Raw genomic sequence first — 22,762 nt, 5'->3', positions numbered from 1 at the left:
AAACGCGGCGCGTCAGAAAAGTTGCATGCGCTGGTTTCAGGGCCGCTTCGCAGTCCAACGGGGATAAATCCCCTCGCCACAGTGTTCTCCTCCCAAGCAGGTTTTTGTCGGACAAAACAATCGCGAATCAGGCCCGGCCTGCCGCTGAATCGCATCAGTAGCGCCGGTAACACTCGCCTGGTAACAATGCGGTAACACACACAATTGACTTCCCGGGTTCTCATCACGACTATAGGCGTCCCGCTGCCGGCAACCCGGCACATACGGGCGCAATCCAGGCCTTATAAGCACGACAAAAGAGCGTGCGCCTGAGTAGATGACGAATCACGCGCGTTACTCGCAGTAGTTTCCAGAGCGCCTGAACGAGGATTTTTTACATGCCAGCCATCACCCTGACCACGCTCCAGAGCCTCAAGCAGAAAGGTGAAAAGATCACCATGCTCACCTGCTATGACGCGACCTTCGCCCACGCCTGTAATGAGGCCGGTGTCGAAGTGCTGCTGGTAGGCGATTCACTCGGCATGGTGCTGCAAGGTCACGACAGTACGCTGCCGGTGACCACCGCAGAAATGGCCTACCACGTTGCCTGCGTAAAACGCGGCAACAGCGACGCGTTGATCCTCGCCGATCTGCCGTTCATGGCCAACGCCACCCTCGAACAAACCATGATCAATAGCGCCACGCTGATGCAGGCCGGTGCGCACATGGTCAAGGTCGAAGGTCAGTTGTGGCTCGCCGAGTCGATCCGGCTGTTGGCCGAACGCGGTGTGCCGGTCTGCGCGCACATGGGCCTGACTCCACAAGCCGTGAACATTCTTGGCGGCTATAAAGTGCAGGGCCGCAACGAGAACCAGGCGCGGCAGATGCGTGCCGATGCGATCTCGCTGGAACAGGCCGGCGCCTCGATGCTGCTGCTCGAATGCGTGCCAAGCGAACTGGCTGCAGAAATCACCCAGGCCGTGAAGATCCCGGTCATCGGCATCGGTGCCGGCTCGGACACTGACGGCCAAGTGCTGGTATTGCACGACATGCTCGGCCTGTCGATCACTGGCCGCGTACCGAAGTTCGTCAAGAATTTCATGCTCGATCAGGACAATATCCAGTCCGCGCTGAAGGCTTACGTCAACGAAGTCAAAGCCGTGACGTTCCCTGGCATCGAACACGGATTCTCTGCATGAACACCGTAAAAACCGTACGCGAACTGCGCGCCGCTGTCGCTCGCGCCCGCAGTGAAGGCAAGCGCATCGGCTTCGTGCCGACCATGGGCAACCTGCACAGCGGCCACGTTGCGTTGATCACCAAAGCCACGCAACGGGTGGACTTCGTGGTCGCGAGCATTTTCGTCAATCCGCTGCAATTCGGCGCCGGCGAAGACCTCGACAAGTACCCGCGCACCCTCGCGGCGGATCAGGAAAAACTGCTCGAAGCCGGCTGCAGCCTGCTGTTCGCCCCGACCGTCGAAGAGATGTACCCCGACGGCATGGCCGGACAGACCCGGGTCAGCGTGCCGCAACTCTCCGAAGGCCTGTGCGGCGCCAGCCGTCCGGGGCACTTCGAAGGGGTGGCAACCGTGGTCAGCAAGCTGTTCAACATGGTCCAGCCGGATCTGGCGATCTTCGGTCAGAAGGACTACCAGCAACTGGCGGTCATCCGTGCACTGGTGCATGACCTGAACATGCCGATCCAGATCATCGGCGAGCCGACCGTACGTGCCGCTGATGGCCTGGCGCTGTCATCGCGCAACGGTTTCCTCAACGAGGAGCAACGTGCGATGGCACCGGTGGTCTATCGCACCCTGAGCACGATTGCCGAATCGATCAAACAGGGCGAACAGGATTTTCCGGCGCTGATCAGCGCTCAGTTGCAACAACTGGAAGCCGCCGGCCTGCGCCCGGACTACCTGGAAATTCGCCACGCTCTGACGTTGCGTCCAGCAACGGCGCAGGATCGTGATCTGGTGATTCTGGTGGCCGCATTCCTCGGCACCACACGGTTGATCGATAACCTGCACCTGAACCTCGATAGCCCGATCTAAAACTGCACTACCCCTGTGGGAGCGAGCCTGCTCGCGAATGCGATCTGTCAGATGACCAAATATCGACTGACATGACGCCTTCGCGAGCAAGCTCGCTCCCACATTGGTTTTACAGGCACCTCCAGACCATATTGCCGCCCCCAAAGCCTTCGGGCACACTGCCCGCCGTTCGATTCCGACCTGGGAAAATCCTCATGCACGCCATTATGCTCAAGGCCAAACTGCACCGCGCCGAAGTCACTCACGCGGTTCTCGATTACGAAGGTTCGTGCGCCATCGACGGCGAATGGCTGGACCTGTCCGGCATCCGTGAGTACGAGCAAATCCAGATTTATAACGTCGACAACGGCGAGCGCTTCACCACTTACGCGATCCGTGGCGAAGAAGGTTCACGCATCATCTCGGTCAACGGCGCAGCGGCGCATAAAGCCAAGGTCGGTGACCGCGTGATCATTTGCGCCTACGCCCATTACAGCGAAGCCGATCTGCTGAATTTCAAGCCGCGCATGCTGTACATGGCGCCGGGCAATGAATTGAGCCACACCAGTAACGCCATTCCGGTGCAACTGGCCTGATCCGTCGAGCCGCGCTTTCATTCCGTTTGTCGGCAATCCGCGATCATCAATGTTAAAAAAGTACAGGTAACGGGTCAGAAGAAGTCAAGACAGATCGCGGCGCGAGGTTTACTGTATTCGCCCTGTGTCCAAAATCATGTCGACGCATGTGACCCTCGCCTCAACAAGGCGTATCTGGTCAGTTCAGTGTTCAAAAGGCCGTTCAAGTAAAAAGGAAAACCGCAGCGATGGCGTACTACCGCACTCCTCAAGACGTTACCGCTCTGCCCGCCTGGCAAGCGTTGAAAGATCACCGCCAAGCCATGCAGGATTTCAGCATGCGCGAAGCCTTCAACGCCGATCCGCAGCGCTTCAATCAATTCACTCTCAGCAGCTGCGGCCTGTTTCTCGATTATTCGAAGAATTTGATCAACGCCGAGACCCGCAATCTGCTGGTGGGTCTGGCCAACGAAGTCGACCTCAAAGGCGCGATCAAGGCGCTGTTCGACGGCGAAATCGTCAACGCTTCCGAAGGCCGTCCTGCGCTGCACACCGCACTGCGTCGCCCGGTAGGCGACAAGTTGTCGGTCAACGGCGTCAACGTGATGCCTGAAGTGCACAAAGTGCTGAACCAGATCACCGATCTCGTGGGCCGCATCCACGACGGTCTGTGGCGCGGTTACACCGAAAAGCCGATCACCGACGTGGTGAACATCGGTATCGGTGGCTCGTTCCTCGGTCCGGAGCTGGTTTCCGAAGCACTGTTGTCCTACGCGCAGAAAGGTGTGCGTTGCCACTATCTGGCGAACATCGACGGCAGTGAGTTCCACGAGCTGACGCAAAAGCTGCGCGCCGAAACCACGCTGTTCATCGTTTCGTCGAAATCCTTCAACACCCTCGAAACCCTGAAGAATGCTCAGGCCGCACGCGCCTGGTATCTGGCGCAAGGTGGTTCCGAGGCCGAGTTGTATCGCCACTTCATCGCGGTATCGAGCAACAACGCCGCAGCCGTGGCGTTCGGTATTCGCGAAGAAAACATCTTCCCGATGTGGGACTGGGTAGGCGGACGTTATTCGCTGTGGTCGGCCATCGGTTTGCCGATTGCCCTGGCCATCGGCATGTCCAACTTCAAGGAACTGCTGTCCGGTGCCTACACCATGGACCAGCATTTCCAGAGCGCGCCGTTCGAACAGAACATGCCAGTGCTGCTGGCCCTGCTCGGCGTGTGGTACGGCAACTTCTGGGGCGCGCAAAGCCACGCGATCCTGCCGTACGACCACTACCTGCGTAACATCACCAAACACTTGCAACAGCTGGACATGGAATCCAACGGCAAGAGCGTGCGTCAGGATGGCACCCCGGTGTCGACCGATACCGGTCCGGTGATCTGGGGCGGCGTCGGCTGCAACGGTCAGCACGCTTACCACCAGTTGCTGCACCAGGGCACCCAACTGATCCCGGCCGACTTCATCGTGCCGATCGTCAGCTTCAATCCGGTTTCCGATCACCACCAGTGGCTGTACGCCAACTGCCTCTCGCAGAGTCAGGCACTGATGCTCGGCAAGACCCTGCCGGAAGCCGAAACCGAACTGCGCGACAAGGGCATGAGCGAAGAGCAAGTGCACAAACTGGCGCCGCACAAGGTGATTCCGGGCAACCGTCCGAGCAACACCATCGTGGTTGAACGCATCAGCCCGCGTCGTCTCGGCGCGCTGGTTGCCATGTATGAACACAAAGTGTTCGTGCAAAGCGTGGTCTGGGGCATCAACGCCTTCGACCAGTGGGGCGTGGAGCTGGGCAAGGAACTGGGCAAGGGCGTCTACAACCGTCTGGTCGGCAGCGATGAAACCACCGCTGACGATCCGTCCACCCAAGGCCTGATCAACTACTTCCGCGGTCGTCACCGCGGCTGATCTGCCCTGACAGCTTTACCCTGTGGGAGCCAGCCTGCTGGCGATGCAATTGTTCATTCAACATTGATGTTGATTGACACAGCCCCATCGCCAGCAGGCTGGCTCCCACAGTTGTTTTGGGGATGACTTGAACCTGCAGGCCGCTCGGCGCATCTTTATCTTTGTCGCAAAACAAGAATAAGGAACCGTCATGTTCGATATCAGCACGTTCCCCAAAGCCGATGCCGTGCGCCGGGCTGCACAATTGAGTCAGGACGACTATCGGCGTCTGTACCGTGAGTCGATTGAACACCCCAGCACCTTCTGGGCTGAACAGGCCACCCGCTTCCTCGACTGGAGCACGCCGTGGCAAACCGTTCAGCGCTACGATCTGAAAACCGGTGAAGCCGCCTGGTTTGCCGGCGGCAAACTCAACGTCAGTTACAACTGCATCGACCGCCATCTGCCTGATCGCGGTGAACAGACCGCCATCCTCTGGGAAGGCGACGACCCCGTCGAATCCGCACAGATCACTTACAAAAAACTCCATCACCATGTCTGCCGACTGGCCAACGTGCTGAAAGGCCGTGGCGTGAAAAAAGGCGACCGGGTGTGCATCTACATGCCGATGATTCCCGAAGCTGCCTACGCCATGCTCGCCTGTGCACGGATCGGCGCGATCCATTCGGTGGTGTTCGGCGGTTTCTCCCCGGACTCGTTGCGCGACCGTATCCTCGACGCCGATTGCCGCACCGTAATCACCACCGACGAAGGCGTGCGTGGTGGCAAGTTCGTGCCGTTGAAACAGAATGTCGACAAGGCCCTGCAAAGCTGTCCCGACGTCAGCAGCGTGGTGGTAGTCGAACGCACGCAAGGCAAAGTCGATTGGGTCGAGGGCCGCGATCTCTGGTATCACCAGGCCGTGCGCGACGTCAGTGACGACTGCCCGCCGGAACCGATGGACGCCGAAGATCCGCTGTTCATCCTCTACACCTCCGGCAGCACCGGCAAACCCAAAGGCGTGCTGCACACCACGGGCGGTTATCTGCTGCAAGCGGCGATGACCTTCAAGTACGTGCTCGATTACCGTGACGGCGAAGTATTCTGGTGCACCGCCGACGTCGGCTGGGTCACCGGCCACAGCTATATCGTCTACGGCCCGCTGGCCAATGGCGCGACCACGCTGATCTTCGAAGGGGTACCGAGCTATCCGAGCAGCTCGCGCTTCTGGCAGGTGATCGACAAACACCTTGTGAACATCTTCTACACCGCGCCGACTGCGCTGCGCGCCCTGATGCGCGAAGGCGCCGGCCCCTTGCAGGAAACTTCCCGGCAGAGCCTCAGATTACTCGGCAGCGTCGGTGAGCCAATCAACCCGGAAGCGTGGGAATGGTATTTCAACGTGGTCGGCGAACAGCGCTGTCCGATTGTCGATACCTGGTGGCAGACCGAAACCGGCGGCATCATGCTCAGCCCGCTGGTCAGCGCACAACGGATCAAACCGGGTTGCGCCACGCAGCCAATGTTCGGCGTGCAACCGGTGCTGCTCGATGAGCACGGCAAGGAAATCAAAGGCGCCGGCAGCGGCGTGCTGGCGATAAAATCCAGCTGGCCAGCGCAGATCCGCAGCGTTTACGGCGATCCGCAGCGAATGGTCGATACCTACTTCAAGCCCTACCCCGGCTACTACTTCACCGGTGACGGCGCACGGCGCGACGAGGACGGCGATTACTGGATCACCGGGCGCATCGATGATGTGATCAACGTTTCCGGGCACCGCATCGGTACCGCGGAGGTAGAAAGCGCACTGGTTCTACATGACAGCATCGCCGAAGCGGCCGTGGTCGGTTATCCACATGACGTCAAAGGCCAGGGCATCTACGCCTTCGTCACCCCCATGAATGGCGCCGAGCCCAACGATGAACTGAAGAAAGAACTACTGGCGCTCGTCAGCAAGGAAATCGGCAGCTTCGCCAAACCCGACCTGATCCAGTGGGCGCCAGCCTTGCCGAAAACCCGCTCAGGCAAGATCATGCGCCGCATCCTGCGCAAGATCGCCTGCAACGAACTCGACAGCCTTGGGGACACTTCGACCCTGGCTGATCCGAGCGTGGTGCAAGGTTTGATCGACACGCGCCTCAATCAGTAACCCCTGCGGCGCGGCCACTTTGGCCGCGCCTGCCCCGACCGAGTTGTCATGGAATTCATCCGCAGCCGTATCGAAAGCCAACTCATGAGCCTGACCGGTCTGTCCCTCGGCCAACTCGATCTGGAAAACCCCAAGGGCGATCCGGGCCTGTTCGGTCCCGACTCGATCAGTTGGCAAGTGCACGGCGACTTCAGCAGCATGCTGATCGGCGGGATCAGCGCTCTGTTGCTGCAAGCCTTGCATCCACTGGCCTTGGCCGGGGTTTGGGATCACTCGAATTTTCGTCAGGACATGCTTGGGCGTTTGCGCCGCACCAGCCAATTCGTCTCCGGCACTACTTTCGGTTCGCGCCGGGATGCGGACTGGCTGATCGAAAAGGTCCGTACCATTCACCTGCAAGTGGTCGGCACCGCCCCGGATGGCCGGCCCTACGCGGCCAGCGATCCGGATTTGCTGACGTGGGTGCATGTGGCGGAAGTCAGCAGCTTTCTAGCCGCGCATTTGCGCTATCGCAATCCGCAGTTGTCGCTGGCCGATCAGGATCGCTATTACGCGGAAATCGCGGTGATCGCCGAACGGCTTGGCGCGCGGAATGTGCCGCACTCGCGGCAGGAAATTTCCGATTATCTTGAAGGCATGCGCTCGCAATTGCTCTGTGATGATCGCAGCCGTGAAGTCTTGCGTCTTCTGCTCGAAGCGCCAGCACCGAGCCTGCTGGCCCGCCCCTTTGGCGACCTGATGATGAAGGCCGGCATTGACCTGTTGCCGGATTGGGCCAGTGACATGCTCGGGGTCAGCCAGAACCCGCTGCAGCGCAAACTGATCCGCGCCAGTGTCAAACGCAGCGCCCCGATGCTGCGCTGGGCAATGCGCAACGGCTCGGTGCAGCGAGCCAAGCGGCGGATGGGACTGCTGACCTGATGAATGCTCAGGTCTTGAGTGAAACCTCTGTGGCGAGGGAGCTTGCTCCCGCTGGGTTGCGCAGCGACCCCAAAATATCTGCTGCTGTCGAAGTTTTGCGAGCGCGTCACACTCGAGCGGGAGCAAGCTCCTCGCCACAGGTAATCGGCAATGCACAGTGTTAAACTCCCGCGCCCCAATTCTCTCCAGCAAGGCGCAAGCATGTCTTCCTTGAATCAGGCGCTGCGCGCCGCCCTCGATCAACGCCAGGACTTGCTCGCCGAGCTGCACAGCCAGGGCACTGACTGCTATCGCTTGTTCCATGGCAGCCAGGAAGGCGCCGGTGGCCTGACCATCGACCGCTACGGCCCGCAATTGCTGGTGCAAAGCTTTCACCAGACGCTGGAGCGCGATGACCTGCTGCAACTGCATGCCTTGGTCAACCAGACTCTGGGCCTGGAAACGCTGCTGGTCTATAACGACCGCTCTCGCGGCAACTCGCGTATCGACCGTGAAGACCATGTCTACCGCGCCGACGACGCGGCGCTGGGCGATCTGGTCGGTCACGAATGGGGCCTGAACTATCGCGTCCGTGGTCGCCATGCAGGGCAAGATCCCCTGCTGTTCCTCGACCTGCGCAACACCCGGGGCTGGGTCAAGGAACACGCGAAGAACAAAAGCGTGCTCAATCTGTTCGCCTACACCTGCGGCGTGGGCCTGAGCGCAGCGGCCGGCGGTGCCCGTGAGGTGTGCAACCTGGATTTTGCCGAAGGCAATCTGGCGGTCGGTCGTGAGAACGGCCAGCTCAACCCGCAACTGCCGACCATGGAGTTCGTCCAGTCGGATTACTTCCCGGCGATCCGCCAACTCGCGGGCCTGCCAATCACCCAGCGTCGCGGGCAGAAGCTGCCGAGCTATCCGCGCCTCGAACAGCGCCAATACGACCTGGTATTGCTCGACCCGCCAGCATGGGCCAAAAGCGCCTTCGGCACCGTCGACCTGCTGCGTGATTATCAAAGCCTGCTCAAGCCAGCCCTGCTGTCCACCGCCGACAACGGCGTGCTGATCTGCTGCAACAATCTGGCAAAAGTCAGCATGGACGACTGGCGTGAACAGGTCCTGCGCTGCGCCGAGAAAGCCGGACGCCCGGTGCGCGAATGGAGCGTGATGACCCCGGGTCGGGACTTCCCGTCGATGGATCAACAGCCACCGCTGAAAACCCTGATCCTCCAGCTCTGATTTCGCTCCCGGTAGAAGCTGCGGCACGCTGCGATCTTTTGATCCTGTTTTTTAAAAAGCAAAATCAAAAAATCGCAGCCTGCGGCAGTTCCTACAGCCATCGCAGACAAATCTGAACAAACCTGTCCAACGCCGAGTACTTCGGAACCGAAATCGCGTGCCATACTCCAAGGCACTCCGATTCAGACAGATGAAGCCGCACATGCCCAAAGGATTGATTCGCGCGATTGGCGCCTTGTTGACTGCTCTGGCCCTTTATAGCCTGCTGGGGTTTCTGATTTTGCCGGGCATCGCCCTGCGCATCGCCAACCAGCAACTGGCCAACTACGCCACGGTGCCTGCGCATATCCAGCGCATCGAGCTCAATCCGTTCAGCCTTGAGGTCACCTTGTGGGGGCTGGTGATTGGCGAACCGGGCAAGGAACAGGTCGGCTTCGAACGTCTTTACGCCAACCTGCAAATCGACAGCCTGTGGACAAAAGCCCTGCATCTGGCTGACATCGAACTGGATAAACCGAAGACTGAAATCCTCTTCGCCAAAGACGGCAAGCTCAACCTGCTGGGTCTGTTCAAACTGCCGGCCAGCGAGTCGACGCCAGCCGACCCGAATGCCAAACCGTTCCCGATGCGGATCGACAGCATCAAACTCGCTGGCGGTAATGTGCACTTCCAGGACGCACGGCCGAGCGAACCGATCGAGTTCGTCTACGACAAACTCGACTTCGAACTGAAAAATCTCAGCACCCTGCCCGACGACAACGCCGACATGACCTTGGTCGCCATTGGCCCGGCGGGTGGGCAAATCGACTGGACCGGTAATTTCAGCCTGATCCCGTTCAGCTCCGAAGGCACCTTGAAAGTCACCGATGGCCAGATGAAATCTTTCTGGCCGTATGTGCGTGACGCGGTGCCGCTGGTGCTGGAGAACGGTGTGGTCAGCCTCAGCACCGATTACAAACTCAACCTTTCCAAAGAAACCGAATTGCTGCTGAACAACGTCGCTGTCAGCATCGCGCCGTTCGCAATCAAGGCTCCCGACGGTCGCCAACTGGCGAAGCTCGACCGCCTCGACGTCAGCGAAACCACACTCGATCTGGCCAGGCAGCAAGTAGTGGTCGGCAAGATCCGTAGCCAGAAACTGGAAACCTGGGCCGCCCTCGAAGCCGACGGGCAACTGGACTGGCAGAAACTGTTCGCCAGCCAACCGTCCAAACCTCCCGCCAAGGCTGCGGCCGAACCGGCGCAAACACCTGCCGCCGCTGATTCGCCAAAAACCGAAACCGCACCGAGCAAGCCATGGCAAGTGCTGCTCAAAGACGTGCAATTGCGTGACTATCAAGTGCATCTGGCCGACCGCTCGGCGAAGCCTCCAGTAGCGCTGGACGTCGGCCCGCTCAACGTCGACCTGCAGGATTTCGACAGCCTCAATGGCTCGCCCTTCAAGGTCAAACTCGATACTGGCCTGGGTAAACAAGGCAAGGTCAGCGCCGACGGCGTGGTCAACCTGGCCCCGGTCACCGCCCAGCTCAATGTGAAAACCCAGGACATCGACCTGCGTGTCGCGCAGTCTTACATCAGCCCGTTCATTCGCCTGGAACTGCGCAGCGGCATGCTCGGCAGCGACCTCAAGGTCAACCTCAAGAGCACCGCCCCGCTGGCGCTCAGCGTCACCGGGCGCGCGCAGATCGATCAGCTACACACCCTCGACACCCTGAAAACCCGCGACTTCCTCAAGTGGCAGCAAGTGGTTGTCGAAGGCTTGAACTATCAGCACGGCGACAGCCTGTCGATCGACAAGGTCAACCTGTTCCAGCCGTATGCGCGGTTCATGATCAACGATGATCGCACCACCAACATCGACGACCTGCTGATCCCGCAACCGGCCGACTCCGGCACTAAATCCGCTGCGGCGAAACCGGCCAGCAAAGACAAACCGCTGGGCATTCACATCGGTGCGATTGCCATCAATGACGGCTCGGCCAACTTCGCCGACTTCAGCCTGACGCCCAACTTCGCCACTGCAATCCAGCAACTCAACGGCCAGATCGGCACCATCGACAGCCGCCAGGCGAAACCGGCCAGCGTTGACATCAAAGGCAAGGTCGACCGTTATGCTCCGGTAACCATCAAGGGCGCGGTCAACCCGTTTGACCCGATGGCCAGCCTCGACATCGCCACCAGTTTCAAACGCGTCGAGCTGACCACCCTGACCCCGTATTCCGGCAAGTTCGCCGGCTACCGCATCCGCAAGGGCCGGCTCAACCTCGACGTTCATTACCTGATCACCAAAGGCCAGCTCAAAGCTGAAAACAAAGTCGTGGTCGAGCAACTGCAGCTTGGTGAGAAAGTCGACAGTCCGGACGCCGTGAGCCTGCCGCTGAAACTGGCGATTGCCTTGCTCAAGGACGTCGACGGCAAGATCACCATCGAGTTGCCGGTCACTGGCGATTTGAACAACCCGCAGTTCAGCGTGATGCCGATTGTCTGGCAGACCCTGCGTAACCTGATCGTCAAAGCGGCCGCCGCTCCGTTCAAACTGATTGGCGGTTTGATCAGCGGTGGCGGTTCCGAAGACCTCGGCACCGTATCCTTCGCAGCCGGCTCCAGTGACTTGAGCAAGGATGCCGAAGGTGCGCTGGACAAACTGTCTCAGGCACTCAAGGCGCGTCCGGCCCTGCGCCTGGAAATCGAAGGTACCGCCGCGCAAAGCAGCGACGGCCCGTTGATTGCCAATCAGCGTCTGGAGCGTGAATACCAGTACAACTACTACAAAATGCTCCAGCGCCGTGGTGACAAGGTGCCGGCTCAGGCCTCACTGATTCAGGTCCCGGAAAACGAGAAAGGCCCACTGCTGGAAGGTATCTATCGCACCCGTCTGAAAACCCAGCCACCGGCCGAATGGAAGGATCTGGGCAAGGAAGAACGCACCGCGAAAATGCGCGACGGTGTGATCAAATTCTGGAGTTCCAGCGATGTACTGCTGCGCCAGTTGGGTCAGGATCGCGCCAGCAGCATCAAGGACTATCTGGTCGACAAGGGCCAACTGGCTGACGACCGTGTGTACTTCATCGACGCCAATCTCGGTGAAGCCGAGAGCGATGGTCGGGTAGTGACGCAAATGCATCTGGATGCCGAGTGATGAGCCGCAAATGGCTGACAGCAGTGGCGCTGACGCTCGCTGCCAGCCATGCGTGGGCATCCGATACCCTGCGCTGCGGCAGCCAATTGGTCAGCCTTGGCGACCGCTCCAGCGAAGTGCTGCAAAAGTGTGGTGAACCGCTGAGCCGCGATCCGCTGGGCTACAAGCGCAGTGCCAATCGCCGGGAAGAGTTCCAGGTCGAAGAATGGACCTACGGCCCGAACAACGGCATGTATCAGTACCTGCGCTTTGAGGGCAACCGGCTACGCCAAATCACCAGCAAACGCGGCAACTGATCTTTCCCATGTGGGAGCGAGCTTGCTCGCGAAAGCGTCGTATCAGTCAACCACCCGGTCAACTGACAGTCAGCATTCGCGAGCAAGCCCGCTCCCACATTTGTTTTGCACCGACCTGAAATAGAACAGGCCCCGACACAAGTGCCGGGGCCTGTAATGACCACATCCATGTGGCCGGTCGCATGAACTCTCAAGTGCGGCAGACGTATTGCTCGGCCCGTCTGTCGCGCCTTCTCCCGGTCCAGGCGAGAAGCCTTGTCTTACTCGGCTTTCAGGCCGTCAGCGGAAACCGCTTTGACGCCTTTGATTTTCTTGGCGATAGAGACTGCCATGTCTTTTTGCGATTCAGTCACTGCAACAGTCGACGACAGCGACACTACGCCTTTGTTGGTTTCGACTTTGATATCGGTGCCTGGGATGCCTTTTTCGGTTACCAGATCGCTTTTGACTTTGGTAGTGATCCAGGTATCGGAAGTAGCTTCTTTAGCCTTGGTCATTTCACCGGCTGCCAGAGTCATTGGCGCCTGGGTAGCCTGGGTGGATTGTGCAAATGCACCGGAAGCCATGGTCAGGGTCAGCGCGGTAGCAGCAGCGGCAGTGATAGCGAACTTCTTCATACGAGTAACTCCTGTTTTTCTGGAAAGTCTGCTGCTTGTCTTGTCAGCAGGGTTACCAGATACATTGCGAAGGCTGTGCCAACTTTCAGAAAGACAATAAACCTTTATAAATCAACAAGTTATAAATTGGTGTTTTTTTCGGAATCATGCATTTTGCATGACCAGCGAATTATCTACATGCAACATGCGGTTTTTTGCAAAGTTCCTAACACGCTGAAATTATTGAAGGTTTTGTTTGGCGCCGAACAAATGAAAATGCCCCGCAAGCGGGGCATTTGGCAATCGCACTAGCGAATCAAGTACCGGTGGCGGTGCAGCCTTTTGGCGAGTAGTCGGCATTGACAGTGGTGCCACAGCTCCAGACGCCAGATGTGCTGCCAGTTGCCGCGCCGGTGCGGGTCAGCGTGATGGTTTTACCCAGTACCGGACCTGGCGCGTTCACCAATGTGCAGGTAATCGTGCCCGCCCCGGTCGACGCAGTACCCGAAGCAGCCAATGTGCAATTGGATGTTGTCGCTGTTGCGCTACCTGCAACGTTGGTCAGTGATGGGTCAGTACCTTGATTGATAGTGTCTTCGAACGGCACTTTGAGAGCGCTGATCTCAGCCAGACCGGCCGTTACCTTGGATCGCGCCTGATATTTCGAATATTGCGGCAACGCAATGGTCGCCAGAATGCCGATGATCGCGACGACAATCAGCAGCTCGATCAGAGTAAAACCTTGTTGTTTTTTCATAGACACGCTCCATGCATGAGTCGAAATCTCATGATCTGAACAAGACCCAGCACGGCCCATGCCAATCCCTTTAACGCCTGTACACAGGGGGCGAACCCGGTGTGCCGCACTTTCCTACAACCTCTAGTCGCACTATCTGACACTTTTTGTCACCTGCGCCGGACGTGTTTGGCGCTGTCACTTGACTAGGCTATAAGTCATTGACTGTCAGTATCCGGAATCCCCATGAATGACATCGCGTTGAGCGGTCTGGCCAAACAACTGGTGCAGGCCGAACTGCTTACGGAAAAGAGCGCACAGCAAGCCTGGCAACAGGCCCAGCGCAATCGCCTGTCGCTGGTCAGTTATCTGGTGCAGAACAAACTGGTGAAGAGTTCGCAGATCGCCGAAATCGCCTCGGAGCATTTCGGCATGGCGTTCCTTGATCTGAACTGTCTGGACAAGGAAACCCAGCCCAAAGGCCTGGTCAGCGAGAAACTGGTTCGCCAGCACCATGCCCTGCCCCTGTGGCGGCGCGGCAACAAACTGTTCGTGGGGATTTCCGACCCCAGCAATCATCAAGCAATCAATGACATTCAGTTCAGCACCGGGCTGAGCACCGAAGCCATATTGGTGGAGGACGACAAGCTCAGTGACGCCATTGAAAAGTTTTTCGACACTCACGCCAGCGGCCTCGAAGATATGGCCGACGTCGATCTCGAAGGCCTCGACATCGAGTCTCCCGACGACCAGAAACAGGAAATTACCGGCCTCGATGCCGACGATGCGCCAGTGGTGCGCTTCGTTCACAAGATGTTGCTCGATGCGATCAAGAGTGGTTCTTCCGACCTGCACTTCGAACCCTATGAGAAAAACTACCGAGTGCGGGTGCGCACCGACGGCATCCTGCGTGAGGTAGCGAAACCGCCGATCCAGTTGGCCGGACGCATCGCCGCACGCTTGAAAGTCATGGCCAGCCTGGATATCTCCGAGCGGCGCAAACCGCAGGACGGTCGCCTGAAAATGCGTCTGTCGAAAACCAAATCGATCGATTTCCGGGTCAACACCCTGCCCACCCTGTGGGGCGAAAAAGTGGTGATCCGGATTCTCGATCCGTCCAGCGCGCAGATCGGCATCGACGCGCTCGGTTATGAGCCGGTGCAAAAAGACCTGTACATGGCGGCGCTGAAACAACCGCAGGGAATGATTCTGGTCACCGGCCCCACTGGTTCGGGCAAGACCGTGTCGCTGTACACCGGGCTGAATATCCTCAATACCGTCGACATCAACATTTCCACCGCCGAAGACCCGGTGGAAATCAACATGGAAGGGATCAACCAGGTCAACGTCAATCCCCGGCAGGGGCTGGACTTCGCTCAGGCGTTGCGTTCGTTTCTGCGTCAGGACCCGGACGTGATCATGGTCGGCGAAATCCGCGACCTCGAAACCGCCGAGATCGCGATCAAAGCCGCGCAGACCGGTCACCTCGTACTGTCCACCCTGCACACCAACAGCGCGGCAGAAACCCTGACCCGCCTGCACAACATGGGCATTCCCGGCTTCAACATCGCCACCTCGGTCAGCCTGATCATCGCCCAGCGTCTGGCTCGAAAGTTGTGCAGCCACTGCAAGAAACCGATCGAGATCCCCCGCGAAACCCTGATCAAGGAAGGCTTCCCCGAGGAACGTATCGGCAGTTTCACTATCTATGAGCCGGTCGGTTGCGATCACTGCAATGGCGGCTACAAAGGACGCACAGGAATTTATGAAGTGGTGAAAAACACCCCCGACCTGCAACGGCTGATCATGGCCGAAGGTAACTCACTGGAGATCGACATCCAGATGCGTCGCGACGGCTTCGACGATCTGCGTACTTCAGGTCTGCACAAGGCCATGCAAGGCATCACCAGCCTTGAAGAAATCAACCGGGTTACCAAGGACTGAACATGGCGGTCAAGGCAGCGAAAATCAGCATCTACGCCTGGGAAGGCACGGACAAGAAGGGCAGCAAGATCAGCGGAGAATTGAGCGGGCAGAACCCGGCGCTGATCAAGGCGCAATTGCGCAAACAAGGGATCAACCCCGGCAAGGTACGCAAGAAATCCGTTTCGCTACTCAACTTCGGCAAACGCATCAAGGCTCTGGACATCGCCCTGTTCACCCGGCAAATGGCGACCATGATGAAGGCCGGCGTACCGCTGTTGCAGTCGTTCGACATCATTGGCGAAGGCTTCGATAACCCGGCCATGCGCAAGCTGGTGGACGAGGTGAAACAGGAGGTCGCTTCCGGTAACAGCTTCGCCGCTGCACTGCGCAAGCATCCAAAATATTTCGACGAACTGTATTGCAACCTGGTGGATGCCGGCGAGCAGTCCGGCGCCCTCGATACCCTGCTGGAACGGGTCGCCACCTATAAGGAAAAGAGCGAAAGCCTCAAAGCCAAGATCAAGAAAGCCATGACCTACCCGACTGCAGTGGTGCTGGTGGCAATGGTGGTCACCGGGATTCTGCTGGTGAAAGTCGTGCCGCAGTTCCAGTCGGTGTTTTCCGGATTCGGCGCCGAGTTGCCGGCGTTCACTTTGATGGTGATCAACATTTCCGAGTTCATGCAGCAATGGTGGTGGGCCTTGCTCGGGCTGCTGATTGCGGCGTTCTTCGGCACCCGTCATGCGCTGAAAACATCCCAGGCACTGCGCGACCGCAAAGACGCCTGGCTGTTGAAAGTACCGCTGGTGGGCACGCTGATGTACAAGTCTGCCGTGGCGCGGTTCGCCCGGACCCTTTCCACCACGTTCGCCGCTGGTGTTCCATTGGTCGAAGCGCTGGACTCGGTCGCCGGCGCGGCGGGCAACGTGGTGTTCAAACGCGCCGTGCTGCGCATCAAGCAGGACGTATCCACCGGTATGCAGCTGAATTTTTCAATGCGTGCCACCGGGGTATTCCCGAACATGGCGGTGCAGATGACAGCGATTGGCGAAGAGTCGGGCGCGCTGGACGAGATGCTCGACAAGGTCGCCGGATTTTACGAGGACGAGGTGGATAACATGGTCGACAACCTCACCAGTCTGATGGAGCCCTTCATCATGGTCGTACTCGGCGTCATCGTCGGCGGCCTGGTGGTGGCCATGTACTTGCCAATCTTCCAACTCGGCTCAGCGATCTGACATGCCTATCGACGAACTCTTCGACCTGTATCCGCTGGCTTTTGTCTGTACCGCATTATTGCTGGGCCTGGTGGTTGGCAGCTTCCTCAATGTAGTGATCTGGCGCCTGCCGAAAATGCTCGAGCGCGAATGGCGTCAGCAGGCTCACGACGTTCTCGGTTTGCCGCTCGAAACGCCACTGCCGGTCTACAACCTGATGTTGCCCCACTCGCAATGCCCGCATTGCGCACACCGAATCCGCGCCTGGGAAAACATTCCGCTACTCAGTTATCTATGCCTGCGCGGGCGCTGCTCGGCATGTGCCGCGCCGATCAGCAAACGTTATCCACTGACGGAACTGGCCTGCGGACTTCTCTCGGGGTTCGTCGCCTGGCATTTCGGTTTTGGCTGGCCGGCGTGCCTGCTGATATTCCTGACATGGGGCTTGCTGGCGATGAGTCTGATCGACACCGAGCATCAATTGCTGCCCGACGTGCTGGTGCTGCCATTGCTGTGGTTGGGATTGATCGTCAACAGTTTCGGACTGTTCGTGCCGTTACCCGATGCGTTGTGGGGTGCAGTGGCCGGTTACATGTCGCTGTGGTCGGTGTTCTGGCTGTTCAAGCTGATCACTGGCAAGGACGGCATCGGGCACGGCGACTTCAAGCTGCTGGCGCTACTGGGGGCCTGGGGCGGCTGGCAGATTTTGCCGCTGACGATCCTGCTTTCGTCGCTGGTAGGCGCAGTTATCGGGGTGATTCTGCTGCGCCTGCGTAACCAGAAAAACTCGACGCCGATCCCCTTTGGGCCGTATCTGGCAATTGCCGGCTGGATTGCCTTGCTCTGGGGTGGTCAAATAACCGGCTTCTATTGGCAGTTTGTCGGTTTGAAATGAATACCCCTGTGGAAAAACCCTGGATTCTCGGTCTGACCGGCGGCATCGGCAGCGGCAAAAGCGCGGCGGCCCAACACTTCATCGACCTCGGTGTGCATGTGGTCGACGCTGATCACGCCGCACGCTGGGTGGTCGAACCGGGGCGCCCGGCGCTGGCAGAGATTGCCGAGCACTTCGGCCCCGGCGTGTTGCAGGCTGACGGCACACTGGATCGAGCGGCCTTGCGCAAGCTGATCTTCGAAGTGCCGGAAGAGCGCCGCTGGCTCGAAGCGCTGCTGCATCCGTTGATCGCCGAAGAAATCGCTCATCATCTGGCGCTGGCAAAATCGCCCTATGCGATTTTGGTGTCGCCGTTGCTGATCGAATCCGGGCAGTACGCGATGACCCGGCGAATTCTGGTGATCGACGCCCCGCAACAATTGCAGATCGAACGCACCTTGCAGCGTGACCAAACCAGCGAACAGCAGGTTCAGGCGATCCTCAAGGCCCAGTCCAGCCGCGAAGACCGCGTGAGCAAGGCCGACGACGTGGTGGTCAACGACCGCGACCTCGCGTGGCTGCACAGCGAAGTCGAGCGCCTGCACCATTTTTACCTGACTTTATCCGGAGGCCACTCATGAGCCAGACCCCAACTGTAGAATGCCCAACCTGTGGCGCCCCCGTGGAATTCACGCCCGAGAACAAATTCCGTCCGTTCTGTTCGGACCGCTGCAAGCTGATCGACCTCGGCGCCTGGGCGTCGGAAGAACACAAAATCCCGGTTACTCCGGATGCTGAAGATGAAATGTTCTCCGGCGATTTCGAACCGCGCCACTGATTAGCGTTTTTCGAGACCGATCAGGGCCGCATGAAGCCGTAGTCCTGATCGTCGTCGAGGTTTTCTGCAAGAAAGCGCAACTCGTCGGCCAGGTCTTCGGCATTGAGCACGCTCTTGCTCTGTTGCACCACCGCACTGAGCAAGGCGCGCAGGCTCAACCCCGGGTCAAACCCCACCTCCTGCGCCATGTCCAGACTCTGCCGCGTCTCCTGCCTCGCCCACTCGTACACACTCATGCCGCTGCTCCTGAAGGGATTTGCTTGAGCATGAATGCACGGAGAATGGCGGATTTGATGTGGATCAAGACTTGGGATCGTCATCCTTCCACGGCGCCGAAAGGTAGCGGGTGCGATTGAAGGTCTCCAGCCATTCCGGGCAGAACACCACCAGCGCGCTGATCACCATGCCGTTGATAAACGCCTCGGGGAAAATGATCAGCCACAGATAACCGATGAAGTCTTCCAGCCATTCCGGCATGGCAAACAGGCCGTCGTACCACAGCAGTGTCAGGCTCAACACCAGGCACAAAAGTGCCGACAGGGCAGCGGCGAAAAAACCCGAGCAGAAGATATACACAAACGGATTACGCGGCTGGGCACGCTCGACAAGGATCGCCACGCACTCGGTGATCAACACCGGCAACAGGATCAGCAACGAGCCGTTGACGCCGACAGCCGCCAGATCCTGACGTCCGAGCAACACCAGACCGATCTGTGCCACCAGCCCGCCGACAATCGCCAGCGGCCAGTCCAGCAGCAGGGTCACTGCCGTCATGCCGATGAAGTGATAGGACACGCCGGTATCGAAATCCCTGCGCACCATCCACAACAGAAACAACGCGAACACCGTGCCGAACAGCAAATGCTGGCGACGGCTGTCGCTGAACAGTTCGACCCACGGTGCACGGGTCACCGCCCATAGCAACACCGGCAGGTAAATCAGCCAGCCAAGCGTCAGGCTTGTTGTCGACAGCAGCTCTGCACCGATCATGTCCCTCCCATTGCGCTCTCTGTTGGAGTCGCGCTGTGTCAGTAATCCCTGTTATCGAAGTCTACACCGCCCTCCCGTGAGCATCAGTCGAAGCAAAGCTTTCTGCTTGTCGCATTTGAACGCTAAGCTTGGGCCTATGGATGACTCAGATTATTTACGCCTGCTGACCATCGCGGCCGAGCAAGCCAACGCGTTCCTGTCCAATGCCCGCAAATGGGAGCGTGAGCGTTGGGTCTGCCAACGCCTGCTGCAAGGGCTGAACATTCCCTACCGCGTCGACGAGTTCGCCCCCGCTGGCGAACCGCCGGACGTGCTGTTTCGTGACGCCAACTTCGAAGTGTTTTTCGTGCTGGATGAAGGCCGCCGTCTCAATGATGAATGGCGCGACGAGTTACAACGTCGGCGCAGCGCATTCTCTCTGAGCCAACTGGTGCGCCGCGAGGCCAAGCCCAAGCGAATTCCGGCCAACAAGTTTTTGTTGCGCCTGGCGCCGACCCTGCGCAAAAAAGCGCACAACTACAAAGAACGCGGCATGGACCTGGGCGAACTGGACATCATTGCCTTCGCCAGCCTCAAGCGCGAAGTGCTGGATCTGAACAGCCACTTCCCACCACCAACCGAATATCTGCGTCAGGGTTGGCGCTCGTTGTCATTGGTCGGACCAACCTTCGCCCGGGTGCTGTTCGCGCATCCTGATGCGCCGGACTTTCTGCGCAGCAACCTGGGCCGTAGTATTGTTTTCGATGTCGGGATCAGCCTGTGACGCCACTTCAGCAACTGATCGCCGATGTCCCGCAGACCGGTCGCGTGCGCTGGATCGGCGTGCGTCCGCAATCCCGTGGGCCAATGCTTGAACTTGACGCTGTCGAAGCGCGGCTAGAGGCCGGGCTGACGGGTGATCATGCCCGTCCCGGTGTACGCAATGCGCGCCAGGTGACGCTGATTCAATGGGAACATCTGGCAGTGATCAGCTCACTGTTGGGGCGCCCGGACGAGCAGCCGATAAAGCCTGAAGATCTGCGGCGCAATCTGGTTATCAGTGGCATCAACCTGTTCAGTCTCAAGGGCCGGCGGTTTCGCATCGGCCAGGCGATTTTCGAAACCACTGGCTGGTGCCAACCGTGCGCTCGCCTGCAAAACAACCTCGGCCCCGGCACCTTTCAAGCCGTTCGCGGGCATGGCGGAATCACCGCGCGAGTGTTACAAAGCGGGATAATTCGCCTCGATGACGGCGTGCAAGTCGAGCCGGTGCCGGACAGCGGCTATGCTGCGTTCAACCCCGGGTAAAAGCTTTCTGTAGCTTCTACACATTCAGCAACGTCTACCTGACGAGGCCTTTATGACCAGCCGCCTGAACCCCGAAGACCAGAAACATGTCGAAGAGTATCTGCATCTGTCCCAACACCGTGTTGAGCGCCGGCCTTTTCGGCCGTGGATGCTCCTGGTGGTGGTGCTGGCAGTGACCATTGGTCTGGGCCTGTTGAGCCGATTTATCAGTTATCTGACGCTATGAGCTGCCTGGCGCTCGCGAAGGTAACTGCACCGATTTCTTTTAGCCTTGCGAGTTATCCCCATGTCCCATCGTATTGTTATTGTCGGCGGCGGCGCCGGCGGTCTGGAGTTGGCTACCCGTCTGGGTAAGACTCTGGGCAAGCGCGGCACGGCCAGCGTAATGCTGGTCGACGCGAACCTGACGCACATCTGGAAACCACTGCTGCACGAAGTGGCCGCCGGATCGCTGAACTCTTCCGAAGACGAACTCAACTATGTTGCCCAGGCGAAATGGAACCACTTCGAGTTCCAGCTGGGGCGCATGAGTGGACTTGATCGCGCACAGAAGAAAATCCAGCTGGCAGCGACCTATGACGAAAACGGCGTAGAGCTGGTACCTGCGCGCGAAGTGTCGTACGACTCGCTGGTGATCAGTGTCGGTAGCACCACCAACGATTTCGGCACCCAAGGTGCGGCGCAACACTGTTTGTTCCTCGACACCCGCAAACAGGCCGAGCGCTTCCACCAGCAATTGCTCAACCACTACTTGCGCGCTCACGCTGGCCAGACCGATGCGGTCGAGCAGATCAGCGTGGCCATCGTCGGTGCCGGCGCCACGGGCGTCGAACTGGCGGCCGAGTTGCACAACGCGGCCCACGAACTGGCGGCTTACGGGCTCGACCGGATCAAACCGGAAAACATGCACATCACCCTGATCGAAGCCGGACCACGGGTGCTGCCTGCCCTGCCCGAGCGTATCGGCAGCCCGGTGCACAAGACCCTGGAGAAACTCGGGGTCAATGTGCTGACCAACGCGTCGGTCAGCGAAGTGACGGCCGACAGCCTGATCACCGCCGATGGCCAGGAGATCAAGGCCAGCCTCAAAGTCTGGGCTGCCGGTATTCGGGCTCCGGGTTTCCTCAAGGACATCGACGGTCTGGAAACCAACCGCATCAATCAACTGCAAGTATTGCCGACGCTGCAAACCACCCGCGACGAGAACATCTTCGCCTTCGGTGACTGCGCTGCATGCCCGCAACCGGGCTCTGACCGCAACGTGCCGCCTCGCGCCCAGGCTGCGCATCAACAAGCCTCGTTACTGGCCAAATCGCTGAAACTGCGTATCGAAGGCAAGACGCTGCCGGAGTACAAGTACACCGACTACGGCTCGCTGATTTCGCTGTCGCGCTTTTCGGCTGTGGGTAACTTGATGGGCAACCTGACCGGTAGCGTGATGCTCGAAGGCTGGTTGGCCCGGATGTTTTACGTGTCGCTGTATCGCATGCACCAGGTGGCGCTATACGGGCCCTTCCGCACGGCAATGCTGATGCTCGGCAGCAAGATTGGTCGCGGCACCGAGCCACGTCTGAAACTGCATTGATGTAAAAACTGTGGGAGCTAGCCTGCTAGCGAAAGCGGTGTGTCAGTCGACGTTGATTTCGACTGTTCTACCGCCATCGCTAGCAGGCTAACTCCCACATTTTTTTTGCCGCGTTCTCAGGTTTTTCGCAGGCAAAAAAAATCCCCGTATCTTTCGATACGAGGATTTTTAATATGGTCGGGGTAAGGGGATTCGAACTCCTGACATCCTGCTCCCAAAGCAGGCGCGCTACCGGACTGCGCTATACCCCGGTAAAAAAAAGGCGACCTTTCAGTCGCCTTCTTCGATCAGTGCTTTTGGCCTCTGATCTTAAGATTCGATTCCAGCGTTAACTGGTTTCAAAAATGGTGGGTCGTGTGGGATTCGAACCTACGACCAATTGGTTAAAAGCCAACTGCTCTACCAACTGAGCTAACGACCCAAAAATGGTCGGGGTAAGGGGATTCGAACTCCTGACATCCTGCTCCCAAAGCAGGCGCGCTACCGGACTGCGCTATACCCCGGCTTGA

General features: G+C 58.8%; 22 protein-coding genes and 3 tRNA genes. 18 read left to right on the top strand and 7 right to left on the bottom strand.

The window, feature by feature from the left end; all coding sequences use genetic code 11:
- Window positions 1-377 precede the first annotated feature (377 nt).
- The 9 genes from panB to ACTWLJ_RS11505 all read left to right on the top strand — a co-directional run bounded on the left by panB (window position 378) and on the right by ACTWLJ_RS11505 (window position 12,204).
- The gene (gene panB / locus ACTWLJ_RS11545) at window positions 378-1,178 is read left to right on the top strand and encodes a 3-methyl-2-oxobutanoate hydroxymethyltransferase (RefSeq protein ID WP_445180903.1); all 801 of its coding nucleotides are present in this window, start codon (window positions 378-380) and stop codon (window positions 1,176-1,178) included.
- Complete coding sequence (gene panC / locus ACTWLJ_RS11540; protein WP_445180902.1) at window positions 1,175-2,035, top strand: pantoate--beta-alanine ligase; 861 nt, start codon at window positions 1,175-1,177, stop codon at window positions 2,033-2,035. The genes panB and panC overlap by 4 nt, the downstream gene beginning before the upstream one ends.
- 194 nt (window positions 2,036-2,229) lie before the next feature.
- Complete coding sequence (panD, locus tag ACTWLJ_RS11535; protein WP_445180901.1) at window positions 2,230-2,610, top strand: aspartate 1-decarboxylase; 381 nt, start codon at window positions 2,230-2,232, stop codon at window positions 2,608-2,610.
- 227 nt (window positions 2,611-2,837) lie between these two features.
- A complete protein-coding gene (gene pgi / locus ACTWLJ_RS11530; protein WP_445180900.1) occupies window positions 2,838-4,502 on the top strand; it encodes a glucose-6-phosphate isomerase in 1,665 nt (554 codons plus the stop codon).
- Between the two features lie 190 nt (window positions 4,503-4,692).
- Complete coding sequence (gene acs, locus ACTWLJ_RS11525) at window positions 4,693-6,630, top strand: acetate--CoA ligase (RefSeq protein ID WP_445180899.1); 1,938 nt, start codon at window positions 4,693-4,695, stop codon at window positions 6,628-6,630.
- Window positions 6,631-6,678: 48 nt separating this feature from the next.
- Entirely contained in the window at window positions 6,679-7,551 is an 873-nt protein-coding gene (locus tag ACTWLJ_RS11520; protein ID WP_445180898.1) for an oxygenase MpaB family protein, read from the top strand.
- Between the two features lie 201 nt (window positions 7,552-7,752).
- The gene (locus tag ACTWLJ_RS11515; RefSeq protein ID WP_445180897.1) at window positions 7,753-8,769 is read left to right on the top strand and encodes a class I SAM-dependent rRNA methyltransferase; all 1,017 of its coding nucleotides are present in this window, start codon (window positions 7,753-7,755) and stop codon (window positions 8,767-8,769) included.
- 190 nt (window positions 8,770-8,959) lie between these two features.
- On the top strand, window positions 8,960-11,908 hold the full coding sequence (locus tag ACTWLJ_RS11510) for a DUF748 domain-containing protein (protein WP_445180896.1): 2,949 nt from the start codon (window positions 8,960-8,962) through the stop codon (window positions 11,906-11,908).
- Window positions 11,908-12,204 (top strand): DUF2845 domain-containing protein, encoded by a 297-nt coding sequence (locus tag ACTWLJ_RS11505; protein ID WP_445180895.1) that lies wholly within the window; start codon window positions 11,908-11,910, stop codon window positions 12,202-12,204. Before ACTWLJ_RS11510 ends, ACTWLJ_RS11505 begins: the two co-directional genes overlap by 1 nt.
- A gap of 260 nt (window positions 12,205-12,464) precedes the next feature.
- Here ACTWLJ_RS11505 and ACTWLJ_RS11500 read toward each other — a convergent pair whose 3' ends face one another.
- Together ACTWLJ_RS11500 and ACTWLJ_RS11495 are read right to left on the bottom strand one after the other, a co-directional pair.
- The gene (locus ACTWLJ_RS11500) at window positions 12,465-12,821 is read right to left on the bottom strand and encodes a BON domain-containing protein (protein ID WP_401217342.1); all 357 of its coding nucleotides are present in this window, start codon (window positions 12,819-12,821) and stop codon (window positions 12,465-12,467) included.
- Between the two features lie 295 nt (window positions 12,822-13,116).
- Entirely contained in the window at window positions 13,117-13,557 is a 441-nt protein-coding gene (locus ACTWLJ_RS11495; protein WP_445180894.1) for a pilin, read from the bottom strand.
- A gap of 225 nt (window positions 13,558-13,782) precedes the next feature.
- On the opposite strand from ACTWLJ_RS11495, the gene pilB reads away from it, so the two are divergent.
- Genes pilB through yacG form a run of 5 tightly spaced genes read left to right on the top strand, consistent with a single transcriptional unit; the run spans window position 13,783 to window position 18,391 of the window.
- Window positions 13,783-15,480 (top strand): type IV-A pilus assembly ATPase PilB, encoded by a 1,698-nt coding sequence (pilB, locus tag ACTWLJ_RS11490; RefSeq protein WP_445180893.1) that lies wholly within the window; start codon window positions 13,783-13,785, stop codon window positions 15,478-15,480.
- A gap of 2 nt (window positions 15,481-15,482) precedes the next feature.
- Window positions 15,483-16,700 carry a type II secretion system F family protein gene (locus ACTWLJ_RS11485; protein WP_445180892.1) on the top strand — a complete coding sequence of 406 codons (1,218 nt, stop codon included), beginning with the start codon at window positions 15,483-15,485 and terminating at the stop codon, window positions 16,698-16,700.
- 1 nt (window position 16,701) lies between these two features.
- Window positions 16,702-17,574, top strand: a complete 873-nt coding sequence (locus tag ACTWLJ_RS11480) for a prepilin peptidase (RefSeq protein WP_445180891.1) — start codon at window positions 16,702-16,704, stop codon at window positions 17,572-17,574.
- Window positions 17,571-18,194: a dephospho-CoA kinase gene (gene coaE, locus ACTWLJ_RS11475; RefSeq protein ID WP_445180890.1), complete on the top strand. Its 624-nt coding sequence runs from the start codon at window positions 17,571-17,573 to the stop codon at window positions 18,192-18,194. Before ACTWLJ_RS11480 ends, coaE begins: the two co-directional genes overlap by 4 nt.
- Complete coding sequence (gene yacG, locus ACTWLJ_RS11470) at window positions 18,191-18,391, top strand: DNA gyrase inhibitor YacG (protein WP_445180889.1); 201 nt, start codon at window positions 18,191-18,193, stop codon at window positions 18,389-18,391. Before coaE ends, yacG begins: the two co-directional genes overlap by 4 nt.
- 20 nt (window positions 18,392-18,411) lie before the next feature.
- Here yacG and ACTWLJ_RS11465 read toward each other — a convergent pair whose 3' ends face one another.
- Window positions 18,412-18,627: a hypothetical protein gene (locus tag ACTWLJ_RS11465; protein ID WP_445180888.1), complete on the bottom strand. Its 216-nt coding sequence runs from the start codon at window positions 18,625-18,627 to the stop codon at window positions 18,412-18,414.
- 64 nt (window positions 18,628-18,691) lie between these two features.
- Window positions 18,692-19,381, bottom strand: coding sequence for an energy-coupling factor ABC transporter permease (locus ACTWLJ_RS11460; RefSeq protein ID WP_445180887.1), 690 nt, complete (start codon window positions 19,379-19,381; stop codon window positions 18,692-18,694).
- A 136-nt stretch (window positions 19,382-19,517) separates the two neighbouring features.
- On the opposite strand from ACTWLJ_RS11460, the gene ACTWLJ_RS11455 reads away from it, so the two are divergent.
- From ACTWLJ_RS11455 to ACTWLJ_RS11440, 4 genes are read left to right on the top strand one after another with little or no spacing between them, the layout of a single operon-like run.
- Window positions 19,518-20,144 (top strand): DUF1780 domain-containing protein, encoded by a 627-nt coding sequence (locus ACTWLJ_RS11455; RefSeq protein ID WP_445180886.1) that lies wholly within the window; start codon window positions 19,518-19,520, stop codon window positions 20,142-20,144.
- Window positions 20,141-20,668 carry an MOSC domain-containing protein gene (locus ACTWLJ_RS11450; protein ID WP_445180885.1) on the top strand — a complete coding sequence of 176 codons (528 nt, stop codon included), beginning with the start codon at window positions 20,141-20,143 and terminating at the stop codon, window positions 20,666-20,668. The genes ACTWLJ_RS11455 and ACTWLJ_RS11450 overlap by 4 nt, the downstream gene beginning before the upstream one ends.
- Window positions 20,669-20,720: 52 nt before the next feature.
- On the top strand, window positions 20,721-20,894 hold the full coding sequence (locus ACTWLJ_RS11445; protein ID WP_401217370.1) for a DUF3094 domain-containing protein: 174 nt from the start codon (window positions 20,721-20,723) through the stop codon (window positions 20,892-20,894).
- Between the two features lie 60 nt (window positions 20,895-20,954).
- The gene (locus ACTWLJ_RS11440; RefSeq protein ID WP_445180884.1) at window positions 20,955-22,253 is read left to right on the top strand and encodes an NAD(P)/FAD-dependent oxidoreductase; all 1,299 of its coding nucleotides are present in this window, start codon (window positions 20,955-20,957) and stop codon (window positions 22,251-22,253) included.
- 174 nt (window positions 22,254-22,427) lie between these two features.
- On the opposite strand, the gene ACTWLJ_RS11435 is transcribed toward ACTWLJ_RS11440, so the two are convergent.
- From ACTWLJ_RS11435 to ACTWLJ_RS11425, 3 genes are all read right to left on the bottom strand, one after another.
- A tRNA-Pro gene (locus ACTWLJ_RS11435) sits at window positions 22,428-22,504 on the bottom strand.
- Window positions 22,505-22,598: 94 nt separating this feature from the next.
- Window positions 22,599-22,674: transfer RNA gene (locus ACTWLJ_RS11430), tRNA-Lys, on the bottom strand.
- Between the two features lie 5 nt (window positions 22,675-22,679).
- Window positions 22,680-22,756 (bottom strand) — tRNA-Pro (locus ACTWLJ_RS11425).
- Between the last annotated feature and the right edge of the window lie 6 nt (window positions 22,757-22,762).

The sequence above is a fragment of the Pseudomonas sp. McL0111 genome, assembly GCF_052567255.1.
This window is presented reverse-complemented; position numbering and strand designations above follow the sequence as displayed.

Bases quoted from the DNA above. Each gene is read 5' to 3' on its own strand.
- ACTWLJ_RS11465 (WP_445180888.1), bottom strand. From the start codon at position 18,627: ATGAGTGTGTACGAGTGGGCGAGGCAGGAGACGCGGCAGAGTCTGGAC.
- pilB (WP_445180893.1), top strand. From the start codon at position 13,783: ATGAATGACATCGCGTTGAGCGGTCTGGCCAAACAACTGGTGCAGGCC.
- pgi (WP_445180900.1), top strand. From the start codon at position 2,838: ATGGCGTACTACCGCACTCCTCAAGACGTTACCGCTCTGCCCGCCTGG.
- ACTWLJ_RS11520 (WP_445180898.1), top strand. From the start codon at position 6,679: ATGGAATTCATCCGCAGCCGTATCGAAAGCCAACTCATGAGCCTGACC.
- yacG (WP_445180889.1), top strand. From the start codon at position 18,191: ATGAGCCAGACCCCAACTGTAGAATGCCCAACCTGTGGCGCCCCCGTG.
- ACTWLJ_RS11455 (WP_445180886.1), top strand. From the start codon at position 19,518: ATGGATGACTCAGATTATTTACGCCTGCTGACCATCGCGGCCGAGCAA.
- ACTWLJ_RS11505 (WP_445180895.1), top strand. From the start codon at position 11,908: ATGAGCCGCAAATGGCTGACAGCAGTGGCGCTGACGCTCGCTGCCAGC.
- panB (WP_445180903.1), top strand. From the start codon at position 378: ATGCCAGCCATCACCCTGACCACGCTCCAGAGCCTCAAGCAGAAAGGT.
- ACTWLJ_RS11460 (WP_445180887.1), bottom strand. From the start codon at position 19,381: ATGATCGGTGCAGAGCTGCTGTCGACAACAAGCCTGACGCTTGGCTGG.
- ACTWLJ_RS11445 (WP_401217370.1), top strand. From the start codon at position 20,721: ATGACCAGCCGCCTGAACCCCGAAGACCAGAAACATGTCGAAGAGTAT.
- coaE (WP_445180890.1), top strand. From the start codon at position 17,571: ATGAATACCCCTGTGGAAAAACCCTGGATTCTCGGTCTGACCGGCGGC.
- ACTWLJ_RS11485 (WP_445180892.1), top strand. From the start codon at position 15,483: ATGGCGGTCAAGGCAGCGAAAATCAGCATCTACGCCTGGGAAGGCACG.
- ACTWLJ_RS11440 (WP_445180884.1), top strand. From the start codon at position 20,955: ATGTCCCATCGTATTGTTATTGTCGGCGGCGGCGCCGGCGGTCTGGAG.
- acs (WP_445180899.1), top strand. From the start codon at position 4,693: ATGTTCGATATCAGCACGTTCCCCAAAGCCGATGCCGTGCGCCGGGCT.
- ACTWLJ_RS11500 (WP_401217342.1), bottom strand. From the start codon at position 12,821: ATGAAGAAGTTCGCTATCACTGCCGCTGCTGCTACCGCGCTGACCCTG.
- panD (WP_445180901.1), top strand. From the start codon at position 2,230: ATGCACGCCATTATGCTCAAGGCCAAACTGCACCGCGCCGAAGTCACT.
- ACTWLJ_RS11515 (WP_445180897.1), top strand. From the start codon at position 7,753: ATGTCTTCCTTGAATCAGGCGCTGCGCGCCGCCCTCGATCAACGCCAG.
- panC (WP_445180902.1), top strand. From the start codon at position 1,175: ATGAACACCGTAAAAACCGTACGCGAACTGCGCGCCGCTGTCGCTCGC.
- ACTWLJ_RS11495 (WP_445180894.1), bottom strand. From the start codon at position 13,557: ATGAAAAAACAACAAGGTTTTACTCTGATCGAGCTGCTGATTGTCGTC.
- ACTWLJ_RS11480 (WP_445180891.1), top strand. From the start codon at position 16,702: ATGCCTATCGACGAACTCTTCGACCTGTATCCGCTGGCTTTTGTCTGT.
- ACTWLJ_RS11510 (WP_445180896.1), top strand. From the start codon at position 8,960: ATGAAGCCGCACATGCCCAAAGGATTGATTCGCGCGATTGGCGCCTTG.